This window comes from Acinetobacter rudis, from assembly GCF_031157835.1.
GTDB classification, from domain to species: domain Bacteria; phylum Pseudomonadota; class Gammaproteobacteria; order Pseudomonadales; family Moraxellaceae; genus Acinetobacter; species Acinetobacter rudis_A.
The window spans coordinates 77,430-93,190 of sequence record NZ_JAVIDR010000005.1 but is presented as its reverse complement, the minus strand read 5'-3'; the positions used below and the strand labels follow the sequence as shown (position 1 = coordinate 93,190).

The following is a 15,761-nucleotide window of genomic DNA, read 5'->3' as shown; positions in this document are numbered from 1 at the left end:
GCTCTAGTCATACTGAATAGTCATGGTGGCAAGTCCTGTGACTTTACCTGGTGTTACAGTTGCACCACTTTGATAGTAACGTGCAGTCATCGGAATTTGATATTCAATGGTTTGATTCGAGTTTACTGTGCCCAGATGGAACTTATCTTTATTGTTGATGACTTGTTTATTTGGGCCATCCCATACCAATTGAGTGGATACACCTTGTGCTTTTGAACCATTTGCAGCAATGTTTTTAATTGCATTTTGTGTATTTGCTTCAGGGGTAAAATCATAGCTTAAACTAATAATATTTTTTTCCATGTAATCAGTAGGGTTTGCTCCACCATTACATAAAATAGTCATATTAAATGCTTGTTCTCCTTGAGTTGAACCAATGCCTTTGAAATCAGACTTGCTTACAGGTGCAAGTGTAATAAAGCGGTTTGTGTTACCTTGAATTTCACAAGAAGAAGATGCAATTGTGATTGCATTACCATATACCGTTGAAGTGAGTGCTGGTTCAGTAGTATTGGGATAACCATAACTACTATAACGACCTGGGGTAAAAGATCCAGAACCCGTTGTTGTCGCTGTTTTAATAATTTCTACAACAAAATAACCATCTGCTAGATTATAAGTTGTAAAAGGCTCTGTATTTCGAACATATGGGTAATAGCCTGAAAAGTAAGAGGCGTCTAAGGCTTCACGATAAAGTCGAATACCAATACCTGGAATATTGGTATCATACACAGAATTGCCTACAGCACTGAGTTTTGGATTTTTACTTAAAACGGCATTGATGGTTCCACCATAAGCATCACAGACTGCAGTAGAACCATTGGGTGTAATAATAAAATTGGCTTTATGTATTACTTCACCAACAGCATGACTTGGACGCACAACAACACGTCCTACATTCATTGGGATATCTACAGATGTAAAGCCTCGCTGTGGGATACATGTTGCACTAATTCCTTGCCATGCACCAAAGCATAAAATTGATAGGGCTGTTGTAGTTAAAAGCTGTTTCATTGACAAACTGCCTCCGTGACAATTGCATCCTGCTTTTTATTCTGCAGTTGTTGGCTAATGTCATAGTTAATATGACACTGGATAGAATTATTCTCACCCCAAAGGACCGTGATACGGTCTTTACTAAGTGGAGTACGTAGATAAATCATGCTACCTTGAGCAACCATGCCAATCACTTGTTGATCTTGGTTCATGACTTGTGCAGCGAAAGGTAGATGGCCTCCTTCAGGTGTACGTGCATTAATATAAATGGCGTAACCCTTTTTAGTATTGAAATCGACTTTGGCAATTGCCCCAGCAAAAGGAGCAATACGTTGACTACTTTCTTCGAGCTCTACACGAGTAGACATGTTTTGTGGATCTAAAGTGACATCATTTAGACGATATGGTGTTACGTACGGAATAACGGCATAACCTGATTTATTAATACTGAGTCCTGAAACATTATTCACTTTGGCACCGGTTGCATCTGGTGCATAGACTAAGACCATTGTTTGTCCTTGTTCAGCCCCAAACAACACTCCATCTGCGTGGGCAATAATATTACCACTCGCATTCAACATTGCTTGTTGGTATTGATCTGCAATGCTATAGCTACCACTGAGCGTGGCGTAATTGGTGCGATATCGAGCATTGACGTTCAGCGATGGATTATAAAAATCTTGATGAGCAAACGATGCGCCATAACTGAGGCGATCATTGACCATACTGCTGATTCCAACGTTTTGACTGTGCTGAGTTGTGATTGTATTGACATTGATAGATTGTTTTTTGAAGTCCAGTGGGAAGGACAAACTCATCATATATTCAGTATCATTACTGGTACGTTCAGAACCATATTGTACTTCACGTTTGTTTGCAGATAAGCCATAGGTTAGCCCATGGTAGTTGTTTGCATAACCAATTTGGTATTGTTGCGTGGTCTCGTTACGATTCCAATAGTCTAGCCATGAGCCAACAATATATAAGTTACCCCAATTCTTAGGTAAACCTTGGTTAAGTGTAATTTGAAACTCACTGCGTTGTTTACCATGCGCGTGCGTATCAACACCTCTACTTTCTAAATCTCGTACCCAAAGTGCATCTCGTAAACGATAAAAATCTTCAGTTGAGTAGCGGTACGCAGCCAAGGTTAGGTTGGTATTGGTTGGTGAAATAAGTTTGCTATAACTGAGTTTAAAACTCTGCCCAACTTTAGAACCTTGGTTTTCAAAGTTAGCATTTGAATGGGTGATATCAAATGCAATTGAACCAATTGGTGTTGCAACAGCACTACCAACTAAAGCTGCAAAATAATTTTCAGAAACTTGTAAACCCGTATAACCAGTTAAATAGTTATTAATACCGTGCTGATATTTGATTTGGCCAAACCAAGGTGTGTCATCAATATTACGATCACGAAATTGGCCAACTGTTGCAGAATAGCGATTGAGCCCAGGACGGAGCATTTGCACAACGGATGAATAAGGTACAGAAAAACGTTGTATCTCACCATTCGCTTCAATGACCGCGACATCTAACTCACCACCAAAGCCTGTTGGATAGAGGTCATTAATTTCAAAACTACCCGCAGCAACTGTTGTTTGATACAGTAATTGGCCTTGTTGACGAATTTCTACTTTAGCATTTGTTTTTGCATTACCACGAATCTGAGGTGCATAACCCAACATACTATTCGGTAACATGCGGTCATCACTTGCGAAATCGACACCACGATAACCAATAGAATCAAACACTTCACCATCAGTAAAACTATCACCAATCGTGAGCATTCCTCGATAATCAGGAAAAGCGCGCTGTAAGTAAGTACTATTGGCTTGATAGTCAGATTTAGAGTGGCCTTCTGCGGGTTTATCTTGCCATTGCCACTGACCATTATGGCGAAGTTGCCAACCTGCTAAGTTTAGACCCGTACTTAGACTGACAAAAGCATTCGTTGTTTCTCTGTTTTGATTTGAGGCTCGATTAAATATTTTGTAGGCACTACCACTATATGACAAAAAGCCCGCATTGATACCACGATTCCATACACTAGGATCGATATAACCTTGCGCATTTTTTTGTAATGCGATTTGAGGTATAGAGATATCCATACGTAAACGGGAGCTATCAAAATCATAAAAAGCAGAATCTACCCACTGTTCAATGAGATAACACCCAGTAGGAGATAAATTACTTTGCTGTGTAAGTACGTGTTTTTTCACCCCAAATTCGAGTAGTTCTGTTTCAGTAAAACACGTTTGAGCTTTTGCTTTATTTTCACTCGCTTTAAACATCATCCGACGTTTACCAAACCAAGTATTGTTAACATAAATATCAACGTTGTATTCACCTGGTAAGACTGGGTTTCCATATTTAAAATTAGAAATATCAACTTTTTGTGCATCACCAATCAAGAAACTAGAGTCAAAATCAGCTTCTGTAACTGGAGCAGGGGAAGTTGAATTTTCCGCATGCAGGCTAAATGGAATCGCTAATGTTATGATGCTACTGGCAAAATAATAGCGAATACGATGTCTAAGGAAGCGAGAGGGTGAGCTGTATGTGGACATAATTACCCCGCCTATTCAAAGAAATAGGTCTTTTATGAATGTTTAGAATTTTTAGATTGTTGGTAATCTGCTATTGCAGCTTAATTTTGTATTCAACCCGACCACCATAGTCGTTGATGTTGATAAAGCTCATGTCTTCAACTGTATTGCTTTGTAATGCGACTTCTTCAGTTGAAAATGGTTTCAACATCAGGCCTTGAGGCAGTAAATCTACTTGCTTATCGCCTTTTTTCTGGCGAATCGTTGTCAACGTGACGTGAAAAGGTGTTGGGTTTTTTACGTTGAGCATATTGCCCGACCTTGACCATTGCAACTGTTCTGGGGCAGTACGGACATCTTCTTTAATGGAAGCGGGACGGTAGAAAAATTTAATCCGTGAACGAATAGCCAACTGTAAAAAGTTTTCAGGTGCATCAGCAGCACCATCTGTGCTTGGTTTTGGTGGAATATCAACCACATTGAGCCAGAGTACAGTTTCTTGGTTTTTGTTAAATTGAGCAGCTTGAGGAAGTGCAGTTATTCTTAGTGTTTGACTACGTTCTGCTTCCACGCGTGCAATCGGTGGACTGATCATAAAGGGAACTTTCGATTGATCTGGAGTGCTTTGAGGGTCTCCTTCATCAATCCACGCTTGGACTAGTGATGGTTTAGTACCGTTATTACTCAATTGTAAGGTCACTTCCCTAGCATCCGAAGGATAAATTACCCGTGTACCGTGTAGGATAATTTCGGCATGAGAGGAGGTAGCCATTACAGCAGTGCTAAGTGCGGTTGCTAATAATATATTACTCAGATTAAATTTCATTTCAGCATGCTCATCAGTGAGGAAAGTGCGCAAAAAATTACAGAGTTTTTATGCGAACATAAAAACTCTGTAAGTGTTTCTTACTGATAAATAATGCTGTATTGAACTGAAGTTTTAACGAAACCAGCAGTTGCAGGAGCAGTTGCATAGTATTCAGCATAATAGTTTAGGTCTGCACCTGCACCATCAGCAACCGCAATCCATTGTGAGTTATCTTGAGCACCAGAAGCACCTTTCGCTACTACAGGAATAAACAAGTTATTACTACCTAAAAGCTGAACATTTACGTGTTTTGCACCAGCAGCTTCAGTGTTAAGTAGACGGCCTGTATTAAAATCAACATTCACACCTGGTTCAAAGTAAGTTGCAACTTTACCTTCTGAGCAGTTTGCAAGGTTAATTTGGAATGGTGTACGACCTGCTACATTTCCAGCAGCCCCTAGTGTAGTTTTAGAAACAGTTGGTAATGAAACCGTAAAGTCTTTACCTGCTGGTGTTACGATGTCACAGGTTTTATCAGTAACTAAACCGTTAATTGTAATTGTTCCGTCTGCTGCATATAAGTTAGACATTGCGGCTAAAGTTACTGTTGCGATTAATGCAATTTTTTTCATATCGTTGTCTCTGAGTTAATTTTAATCATCTCTTGGTTAAGAGGGTAACCAAGAAGTGTTATGAAATTAACATTTTTTTATAATATGTCTACGCAATAGGTATTTGATATCTTAAACGATTGTTTGTATTAATTTTTTTAAATAAAGCATGATTTAATCACACTATTTTTGTCAACATGGCACTTTAAAATAAGTTTACATACCTGTATATACAGATTGTGAATTAAATACTTGCTATTCTTTGTTAGATAATTTAAAGAAAACATAGAATTTATTAATAATAATTGATAATAAAAAAGCCATGGGTTTACTCCATGGCTTTCAACTTAATCTTGTATCTGTTCGAGATGCTATTTACTCATGCGCCAAACTGCAAAAAGCGAGCTTAGAACAATAAGAATAATAGACACATACCATGGGCTAATGATTGCAATACTCAGTAATATTGCAATTAAACTGCCAAATATCCAGCTACGTTTTTGCTGATATTCCATCTGTAAACGCATATTTTGTAGTTCACGTAGCTGCTTTTCATGCCATGCAGATTGATTTTTTAAACCATTCAAACTATCAATCATTAGACTCGGTAAGTCGTGGGCACCCAGCAATAGATCTGGAATCTGTTGGCCTATCTCTTTAATATTTTTAACTGGATTTGCATTAGATTTAATCCATTCAGTGAGTATCGGTTTTGCTAATTTCCAAATGTCTAGTTGCGGATAAAGATCAGTTCCTAAGCCTTCTACATGAACTAATGTTTTGAGTAATAACATCAGTTGAGGTGGAATTTCCAAACGGAAGCGGCGAGCAATATCCATGATCTGCACCAGAATACCAGCAAAATCTAGTTGATCCATTGGTTTTGATACCATTGGGCCAACTGTACGGCGCATTTCACGGGCCAATGCATCTTGATCTGTGTCTGGTGGAATCCAACCTGCTTGATGCACAATTTGAATGAGTTGCATGAAATTACTGTTCATAACTGCAAGCAGCATACGTGCTACAGTCATTTGATCATGCTTAGACAATTCACCCATGATGGCGCAGTCAAGGGCAATGAAGCGTGGGTTTGATGGATTGATCGTTTCAACAAATACATTACCTGGATGCATGTCGGCATGGAAGAAGTTGTCACGGAAAACTTGGGTAAAGAAGATGGTTAAACCTTTTTCAGCCAAATCAGCACGATCCATAGCTAAACGATCAAAAGTTTCAACCTCAGAAATAGGCACACCAGTAATTCGTTCTGCAACCATGACATCTTTACTGTCCATATAGACTTCAGGCACATACATCATGCTTGAACCTGTAAAGTAGTGGCGCATACGACGAGTATTATCGGCTTCTAAGGTAAGATCCAGTTCATTTAAAATAATTTGACGATAATCTTGAATAATTTCAGTTAGGTGCAGAGCTCTTGCCGCTTCCAAACGTTTTTCAAGGCGCTCACCTAACCATTGTAGGATTTCAAAATCTTGTAAAATTTGTTGACGAATATTAGGGCGTGTAACTTTGACAACCACTTCACGCCCATCATGTAGGGCAGCTGTATGTACTTGCGCAATAGATGCAGCTGCAAGTGGTTGTACATCAAAACGAGCAAATAAAGTTGAAATATCTGCCTTGAGAGATTGCTGAATTCTATTTTGAGCAACCTGACTGTCAAAAGGTTTTACTCGATCTTGTAGTAAAACCAATTGCTTTAAAATTTCAGGGTCAATTAAATCACGACGGGTAGAGAGCAGTTGTCCCATCTTGATGGCTAAAGGTCCCATTTCCTCAAGCGCGAGTTTGAGTTTTAAGGGGTTCTTACGCTCTTTACTAGACCATGCCGCAGGATGTAGACGGATTAATGCTAGTGCATGCCGGGCTTTTTCAGGTAATTCATCCGCAGGAAACAACGTGTCGAGTCTATAGTGCGCTGCAATACGCCAAAGTTCGAGTAAACGTGAAACGTGCGGAATCATAATGCGTATTACCTAGTCTTGATTGGGAGAAGTTGGGGCTGCGATCTTTTGCAGTTTTGAATTTAATTTCACTTTGAGCTGTGCAACTTTAGCTTCAAAGCGATCTAGTTCTTGATTAAGTTTGCGAGTCTGTTGCTGTAAATCATCTAGCTGCCAGCGTGCAGCAAATAGACCACTGTCTTCTTTAATGAAATCCTGAGCAAAAAATAATTTACTTGAGAGACTACGTTGCAATAGTTTTGGGATTGCCTGTAGTTTTCCAATTTCATGTGCCAAAGCCGGGCTAACCCAAGGACTAAGTTGAGCTGCTAGATCAGGCTCAGCATTTTGCATAATATGCTGAATTTTCTGGAGCAGGTGATAATCACCTTGAACTGGAATGGTTCCAACATCGGTGTTTAAAAGCAATTTTAGTAAACTTACAACATTATCAACATGTAATGTTGCATTCGCTTGAGTAATGGGTGTTGCTTGATCAAAAGGACGTTGTTCAAATATTGAAATATGCTGAGCATGTCCTGTAATCGTTGGCTCAAGGCGAACTTTATTTTCATCGAAAAAAACATCGATAGAAAGCTGAGGGGAGTCAATGACTACCCTCAACATTTGGCCTTGTAATTGGTTAACTTGGATACGAGCAATTGCATCCAAGTTAATTGTATGATGAATGATTCGTTCAATTGCACCAAGTGCTAGAATCGACCACATAATTAGAAACCTTAGAGTTTAAAACCACGGTGTACAGCAACAATACCGCCAGTTAAATTGTGATAGTCACAGTTTTGTAGGCCAGCATTTTCCATCATCCCTTTTAATGTACGTTGGTCTGGATGCATGCGAATTGATTCGGCTAAGTATTTGTAACTTTCGGAATCATTTGCTACTAATTTACCCATCAACGGTAGAGCAGTAAAAGAGTAAAGATCATAAAGTTTTGAGAAAGGTTCAAATACGGGTTTTGAAAATTCTAAAATCAGTAAACGGCCACCTGGTTTGAGCACTCGGTGCATGGCTTGTAATGCTGCATCTTTATCTGTGACATTACGTAGACCAAAACTAATGGTCACGAGGTCAAAACTGTTGTCTTCAAACGGTTCTAAAGTTTCAGCATTAGCTAAAACAAAGTCGACATTGGTACAGCCAGCATCAATTAAACGATCACGACCAACATTGAGCATTGATTCATTAATGTCTGATAAGACCACATGACCAGTAGGGCCAACTTCACGACTAAATACTTTGGCTAGATCACCTGTACCGCCTGCGATATCAAGTACACGTTGACCACGGCGTACACCAGACATATTAATTGCAAAGCGTTTCCAAAGACGATGAATACCAAATGACATTAAATCATTCATAACATCATATTTTGCTGCAACAGAATGGAAGACTTGGGCAACTTTTTGTTCTTTGTCAGATGTATTAACTGTTTCGAAACCGAAGTGAGTTGTTTCACCAACATTACCCGTTTGAGCTCCACGCGGTAAGTTGTAATGTGGAATATTTTGATTTGTTGAATTTTGCTTGGTTGTCGTTTGCGCTAAACTTTGCTGTTGACCTTGAGCTGCACCTTCAGGAAGTGTTTGGTTGAGAAAAGGACTTTGTGTCTCATTGGGTTGTGTTGCTTCAGGCGTTGATTGCGGCTTTTGATTTTCATTCGACATTCGAGTCATTCCTCAACACAAAAAAATTAATATCTCGCAAGGTATTGCATATTGCTAGATTGTTCAAGTTTTTCAGCTTTGATCTAGCAATCGTTGTTCATTATATACTGCAAAAACAACAAAAGGTTGTGCTGTTTTTTATACAGTTTCTAGTTGAAATTTTGAAAAGGTGTAAGGTGTCCGCTGTGTACAGCATCAATGATTAAACGTTCTTTTTCAATAAACTGTTGTAAAAATTTACTGGTTGATTTCATAGGTTTTATGGCTGCAAATCCTTCACCAATAAAACTGTACATTAAGTCAAATTGATATTTATGAGCGATTCCTTTACACATTTTAAAGGCAGTCAACAAAATAAATGAACGTAGATATTTATCTAAACTATGTCCTAGATCATCAAGTAAAGCGAGTTGTTGTAATCGTGCTTGTTGTTGGTTGAGCTTGATTAAAGTCACTCGCATCATTTCGTCATCAATCGTTTGTTCAGCTGGAAAGTCTGCCAATAATTGAGCCGCAACTTGTTCGTCCAGCTGCATGGCCAGAAGGGCGAGTTGAATGCTTTTAACGCCAGTTTGAATTGCTGTATCGGGGATTTTTTTTTCTGCTTTGTGAGCGTATTTGAGTAAACGTGCAATCTGCGCAGCTAATGCATCAAACTCAGGACCACCATAGAGACGATTCATAAAGTACTCAGCCATCAGCTGATTTGCTGGTTGCGCAAAAAGTGCTTGATGAGTACGTTCGATCCGTTGTTTGAGCCAAGCTTGAGCTTGTTCTAAGCGAAGCTTGAGCTGTGGATCTTGATGATAAGCCAGTTGTTGGTACTGTTGTAGTAGTTCATCAAGTGCTGCAAGTTTTGACATATAAAAGACCAAAGACCAAATAATTCGCACAGCATAATAGCTGTAGCATTTTATCTCTATGGTCATGTGTAAAAAAAACAACAAATTGAGTCAGTAATAATCAAAAATGTATTGAATTTAATTTAGACTTATTGAAATCTTATCCAAGAGTATCGTTTGGTAAATTTTTATACATTCTTTATTTTACAAAGTTGTTATACACTTCGATCAACTTTAACTCTAAATATTTTCAACACGCTGGTTGAACATCATTATGCTAAAAAATAATACCCATTTTAAGGTTATGGACAAGGACGAATTGACCTTAAAACTGATAGAAGCACAATATGCTTTGCTGAACTCGGCTGGGCGAGATAATGCAAAGAGTTTAATCATACTTGTGAGTGGTATTGAGCTTGCTGGTAAAGGTGAAGCAGTTAAACAGCTTCGAGAGTGGGTTGATCCTCGTTACTTAGGGGTTAAAGCTGATCCACCAAACCTTTTTTCAGAGAAAGAGTGTTTTTGGCAGCCTTATGTACGTTCAATTCCGGGTGAAGGGCAGATTCAGATTTTATTTGGTAACTGGTATAGCGATTTACTTGCAACGGTCAGTCATGTTTCTCGACCTTTAACAGATAGTGTTTATGATGCATATATTGAGCAAATGCGTGCTTTTGAACTCGATTTGAAAAATAATAATTGTGAAGTCATCAAAATCTGGTTTGATCTTTCGTGGAAAACATTACAAAAACGATTAGATGAAATTGATGCCTCTCAACAACGTTGGCAGAAGTTACATGGTCTAGATTGGCGTAATAAAAAACAATATGACATGTTGCAAAATTTAAGAAAACGTTTCACGCAAGATTGGACCATCATTGATTGTGAAGATGGTTGTATGCGTAATCAATTATTTGCACAGTATATTTTGCATGTATTGAAGCAGTTACCTCCACATAAAACGAAATTAGTTGGCAGTACTTGGCAACAAAATGTAGTACCTGAGCAGCTGCTTAGTCCTGCTGTAGAAAAAATGGATAAGGCAGAATATAAAAATCAGCTAAAAGATCTTAGCGCTAAAGTTGCACGTAAGTTACGTAAAGATAACCGCAATATTCTTATTTTATTTGAAGGGATGGATGCTGCAGGTAAAGGGGGAGCGATTAAACGTATTGTTAAGCAGCTCGATCCACGTGAATATGAGATTTATAGTATTGGGGTTCCTGAGAAATATGAACTACGCCGACCTTATTTATGGCGGTTTTGGACACGTTTAAAAGGGAATGGCACCATCTCAATTTTTGACCGTACTTGGTATGGTCGTGTTTTGGTTGAACGGATTGAGGGGTACGCTAAGCCAGCTGAATGGCAAAGAGCGTATGATGAGATCAATCGTTTTGAGGAAAATCTAAGCTTAAATCAAACACTCGTGATTAAGTTTTGGTTGGCGATTAGCTTAGATGAACAGGCAAAACGTTTTGAATCTCGAGAAGAAATGCCACATAAACGTTTTAAAATTACACCTGATGACTGGCGTAATCGTAGCCATTGGAAAGAATATTTAGACTCCGCAGCAGATATGTTAGAGCTAACACATACCTCTTATGCCCCTTGGAATGTAATTGCTACAGACGATAAATACACGGCTCGGATACAAGTTTTAAATACTATTTTACAGCGACTTCAGGCGGATGAATCGGCCTGAAGCCAATAAGTTAATTTTATACGGTGTGTGCTGTAGACATCTGTTGTTTTGAACGGATGTCTTTGGCAAGCTTATAACAGTCTTCAATATGTGCCTGAGCAATCTTTTTCATAATGATATAACCAAGACCAGCAGCGACAATTTGTCCTCCCAGGGGGATAAATTTAGTTACTTGTTTCGTAATAGTTTTGGTTGCAAAATTATTGATTGATTTTTTTATTGCTGTGCGTGCAAGGACAAAACCAGAGAACTCGAAGCCACGTTTACGTAATTCATTCCAGTGAACTTGTTTCGTTTTAGGATCATAAACACTGATTTGCTCAGGTGATAGACCAAAGCGATTATTAACCTCGGGAATAAGTATGGAAAGCATACTGACATCAATGAGGACATCAAAAAAAGGAATCGGTACAATTGCAGCGCCAGCAGAAATATAGGCACGTTTTTGTACTAGAGCCAAACATTCAGTACGAATGCGTTCTAAATCTAAGTTTGGGTCGATTGCATCTGGAATATTATCTATTTTCATGAAAGTACCCACAATAAAGTTAAGGGTTAAAATACGTGATTTTTACCAGTAAGTGAACTGTTAGTACTTAGCCCACTTTTGTTTTAGCTCAGACTAAGTTAAACAATTTGAATGAATACACTCAAGTCTTTGGTCAAAATACAATGTTGATCACAAGAGCTTAACCATAACACGCTTAAATTGTAGTGCTCATTGGCTGAATTACTATCGAATTCACAAAAGCATGATAGTTGTTTGTCAATAATGAAGATAAAGCCGATTATACTAGAGCGATTATGCAGAAAAACAACAAGGATTGATTATTCGGTCCAGAGATTTTTGTTTAGATGAGTGTTATTGATTGCCATAGTTGAAAGCTTAAGTATTAAATCGAGGGAATATGGGGATTCATGTTATTCAAAGTCAGCGTATTGACGTTTTATTAAATGCGACTGTAAATATGACTACACGCTCAAGTCGTGATGTATTTACAGTATTTAAGGCTCAGCACTTTGTAACTCCCTCAGCCGCAGTAGAACAGTGGTTAATACAAAAAATTTCTGAGCATCAAGGTATTAGTGCTAACTATCAATTTCACCAAAGTATTCGAGGCTTACAATGGTATGCCTATCAGCAGCTGCTTGAAGATAAGGATAAAGTCCGGAAATCGAATATTCCACGTCTGATTATCAAATGGCGAGTGTTTCAAATCTTAAAACCAATGATCGAGCCGGATGTCATAGATTTAGATGAAAATCATCCTGCATTTCGCTTAATTCAGCGAATTTATGACAGCGCAGCCCTTCTAGATCATGGCATTGAAAAGCAGTTGAAGAAGCAACGAATGCTTTATTGGATTGCTCAACAAGTTGCACGATTATTCAGTCATTACATGGTATACCGTGGGCATTGTCAGAGGTCCTGTCCACCAGGACAATGTACTTGTCCTTCTAACTGGTTACAAATTTGGGGAAAAGATCAGCCTTTAGATATTGAGAAGTACTTTGGCTTATTTGATCAACAACTTTCAACTTTTCAATTAGAGCAAGCGCAGCAATTAGAGCAGTGGCAGCGTTGGTTATGGCAGCAAGGCTTTCAACAAGACTTAACCGATATTGAGCAAATTGACCAAGAGTTTTGGCATGTTCTAGCAGATCAAAACCAAGTTAAAAAAGCATTAACTCAATTACCTTCACAATTAATTGTTTTTACTTTACTTGAGCTTCCACCAAGTCAACTGAACTTTTTAAGACGCTTAGGACAGTACATTGATATTCTTATCTTGCACTACAACCCCTCGCAAGAGTATTGGGCGGATAGTGTCGATCCAAATTGGAAAAAACAATATGACCTGAAAGTTAAACAGCGTTTTATTGATAAGCATCCGCAGGCAAATGATGCTGAGATTGCTCATTTTTTTCAGGCATTCACAATGAATTTTAATGCCGAGGTACGTGAGTCTAGACACCCATTACTCACTCGTTTTGGTAAACAAGCACGTGATCACTTCTCTTTACTCTCTCACTTATCTTCAGGTGAAGAGGGGAAGTGGATTGATGCTTTTGTAGATGAGCAGCCTAAGCATTTATTGGGTCAAATACAGTCCGATATTTTATATTTGGCTGAACCTGTAGCACAGTGCTATTCCTTGGCAGCAGATGATGAGTCTATACAACTGCATGTTTGTCACTCAACATTACGTCAACTTGAAGTTTTAAAAGAGCAACTTAGTCAATGGCTGGCGCAGTCTACGCTTGAACAACCACGTCGACCAAGTGATATTTTGGTTTTGCTACCGAACTTGGCTGATACTGAGGCATTAATTCGTCATGTTTTTCCACATGTACCACAGGCGAATTCAGTGTTTATTCCAGTAAAAATTGCTGGTGTAGTCGCTTTAGATGTACAAAATGCTTGGTATGCAGTTGTTGGACGCATTCAAATTAGTCAAGGACGTTTAGGTTTTGACGAGTTTGCTGAGTGGCTAGCATTGTCTGCTAATCAAATCCGTTATGGTTTAGATATAGATATGACTGAACGCATGTTGAATTTGCTCAGTCAGGCAGGTTTTAAACGTGGCTTAGATGAGGTACAACTGAGCCGCCATTTACCAGCAGATGATCAAGACTATCGTTATAGTTTTAAATTTGCGTTGGATCGTTTGGTGCTAGGGGTGGCTATTCCTGAGCAACGAATTTTCGCAGATGTACTTGCGAGTACAGAGGTGGGGCGTGATGATTTTGAATTGGTGAGTAAACTAATTGAAATTTATCAAGATATTTCATCTAGACGTGATTGGATGATTCTGCATGAATTAGGGCAAGCTCGTTCAGTGGATCGTTGGCTTAGGTGTCTACTACAAGATATTAATGAGTATCAACAGGCTGGAGTAGAAGTTCTTAAAGTCGTTGCTGAGATTGTACAGAAGCAAGAGACTATGCTGACATTAGCGAGCTTTTATGCTGGGCAAGAACAGTCGAAACTATATCAGTTTCAATTACCTCTACCGTATTTATTAGATGAAATTCAAAGCACTTTAGATATGCAGGTAGATCAGGCTGTACCAACAGGGCAGGTAACTTTTTGTCAATTAGGGCAGATTCGACCACTCCCTTATCAACTGATTGTAATGCTTAACTTAGATAGTGGTACATTTCCAAATCGAAATCAGCAAATTCCTTTTGATTTAATGCAGTTGTTACGGCCACAGTTGGGTGACCGCTCTCGTCTTGAAGATGATCAGGGGGCTTTTTTAGATGCGCTTTTGCTGGCCCAACAGCAGGTATGGATATTTTATAATGGTTTTGATATGCAAGATGCTGAACCACGTGATCCATCGAGTGTGGTGCAAGAACTTTGTCAACATTTAGCTTTGATTTGTCAGCCAGCAGAGACAGATGTTGAGGATAATCAAAGCATTGTTAAAGATGAGCTTGAGATTCCGACACAAATTCGTCAGTTATATCATATTCATAGTTTGCAACCATTCGATCCACTGGGCTTTCAAGTTGAAGAGCAGATACGTTATCAAGATCATTGGTTCGATTTGGCAAAACAGCTGTATACGAAAGAAACAAATGCACAGCGTCAGTCTTGGGTCGATACAAGCTTAAGCATTGAGACAATGCCAGTAAAAGTTTTACAGGCAAAGCATTGGATACAAGATATTCTTTTTCCTGCACGTTTGTATTTACAGTGTTTGGGTGTGGAAAATATTGCGGCAGTAGATGATCTTGATCAAAGTGAGCCTTTGCTCCTTGATGGTTTAGGCCGATACCATATCCGAGCGGCTTTACAAAAACAGTATTTAACTCAAAAAGATATGGCAGTCTTAACTGATTTAGATCCAGCGCTATATCAAGATCAATTACCTGTTGGAAAGGTACGACAAAGTGCGTGGCAAAGTAGCATTGAAGAACAGCAAGCTTTGTTACTTCGTTTGCAAGCTTATGCAACGTCACCAACAGTAACAACACAAGTACAGTGGCGTATGCGACCTGATTTAACCATTAATCTAAGCTTACCTGTGCATAATGTGAGTGATTGGGTAAGTTTGGAGGCTTCTAGTGCTCGAGCTAAACGACGTGCTCAAGTCTGGTTAAGTTATTTATTTTGGCTCAATTATCTTAAGCTTGAAGATGGCAAAGCCCAGAAACTCCGCCGTATTGTGGTTTTTAGTGATACCACTATTATTTGTGAGGGTTTAACTACCACACAAGCAGAATGTTATTTGGCCGAATGGTTTAAAGCTTATGAGTATGCTCAGCAACAGCCTTTAGTGTTACCTGCAGCTTTACTGTTACAGGCTGCGGAAACGGAGAAAACATTAACTTGGACTGCAAGTGAAACAGGCTGGGAATTACAAGATTTTGATCGACTTTTAAGTAGCTGGCGAGCAGATGCTGCTCGTTTTGTTAGTAGCTTTGCTCCAGAGCAAAATGAGGCCACGATGCTACACCGTGATTGGCAGTTCATTTTACATGAACAAGATAGTTGTGCTTTATTGAAAGATGCTTGCGACCACTATAGTTATGCATTGTATCAGCCAATCTATCAATACCAATATCAGGTTGAGGATTAAGAC

Annotated in this window: 11 protein-coding genes; 2 read left to right on the top strand and 9 right to left on the bottom strand. The window is 38.9% G+C overall.

The features are described from left to right. Positions 1–3 precede the first annotated feature (3 nt). From RFH42_RS07205 to RFH42_RS07170, 8 genes are all read right to left on the bottom strand, one after another. The gene (locus RFH42_RS07205) at positions 4–1,014 is read right to left on the bottom strand and encodes a fimbrial protein (RefSeq protein WP_308974923.1); all 1,011 of its coding nucleotides are present in this window, start codon (positions 1,012–1,014) and stop codon (positions 4–6) included. Beyond that, entirely contained in the window at positions 1,011–3,566 is a 2,556-nt protein-coding gene (locus RFH42_RS07200; RefSeq protein WP_308974922.1) for a fimbria/pilus outer membrane usher protein, read from the bottom strand. The genes RFH42_RS07205 and RFH42_RS07200 overlap by 4 nt, the downstream gene beginning before the upstream one ends. Before the next feature lie 70 nt (positions 3,567–3,636). Further along, positions 3,637–4,371: a fimbrial biogenesis chaperone gene (locus RFH42_RS07195; RefSeq protein ID WP_308974921.1), complete on the bottom strand. Its 735-nt coding sequence runs from the start codon at positions 4,369–4,371 to the stop codon at positions 3,637–3,639. A gap of 80 nt (positions 4,372–4,451) precedes the next feature. After that, positions 4,452–4,985, bottom strand: a complete 534-nt coding sequence (locus RFH42_RS07190) for a fimbrial protein (protein ID WP_308974920.1) — start codon at positions 4,983–4,985, stop codon at positions 4,452–4,454. Between the two features lie 350 nt (positions 4,986–5,335). Continuing rightward, entirely contained in the window at positions 5,336–6,955 is a 1,620-nt protein-coding gene (locus RFH42_RS07185) for an ABC1 kinase family protein (RefSeq protein WP_308974919.1), read from the bottom strand. Between the two features lie 12 nt (positions 6,956–6,967). After that, positions 6,968–7,663 (bottom strand): ubiquinone biosynthesis accessory factor UbiJ, encoded by a 696-nt coding sequence (locus RFH42_RS07180; RefSeq protein ID WP_308974918.1) that lies wholly within the window; start codon positions 7,661–7,663, stop codon positions 6,968–6,970. An 11-nt stretch (positions 7,664–7,674) separates the two neighbouring features. Further along, a complete protein-coding gene (ubiE, locus tag RFH42_RS07175; RefSeq protein ID WP_308974917.1) occupies positions 7,675–8,622 on the bottom strand; it encodes a bifunctional demethylmenaquinone methyltransferase/2-methoxy-6-polyprenyl-1,4-benzoquinol methylase UbiE in 948 nt (315 codons plus the stop codon). 149 nt (positions 8,623–8,771) lie between these two features. Continuing rightward, positions 8,772–9,485, bottom strand: a complete 714-nt coding sequence (locus tag RFH42_RS07170) for an FFLEELY motif protein (RefSeq protein WP_308974916.1) — start codon at positions 9,483–9,485, stop codon at positions 8,772–8,774. A 253-nt stretch (positions 9,486–9,738) separates the two neighbouring features. Here RFH42_RS07170 and pap point away from each other — a divergent pair, with 253 nt between their 5' ends. Continuing rightward, entirely contained in the window at positions 9,739–11,169 is a 1,431-nt protein-coding gene (gene pap / locus RFH42_RS07165) for a polyphosphate:AMP phosphotransferase (protein ID WP_308974915.1), read from the top strand. A 16-nt stretch (positions 11,170–11,185) separates the two neighbouring features. Here the strand turns inward: pap and RFH42_RS07160 are convergent, their stop codons facing one another. After that, positions 11,186–11,698 (bottom strand): hypothetical protein, encoded by a 513-nt coding sequence (locus RFH42_RS07160; RefSeq protein WP_308974914.1) that lies wholly within the window; start codon positions 11,696–11,698, stop codon positions 11,186–11,188. 379 nt (positions 11,699–12,077) lie between these two features. Between RFH42_RS07160 and RFH42_RS07155 the strand changes: the two genes are divergently transcribed. Further along, entirely contained in the window at positions 12,078–15,758 is a 3,681-nt protein-coding gene (locus RFH42_RS07155; protein ID WP_308974913.1) for an exodeoxyribonuclease V subunit gamma, read from the top strand. Positions 15,759–15,761: the final 3 nt, after the last annotated feature.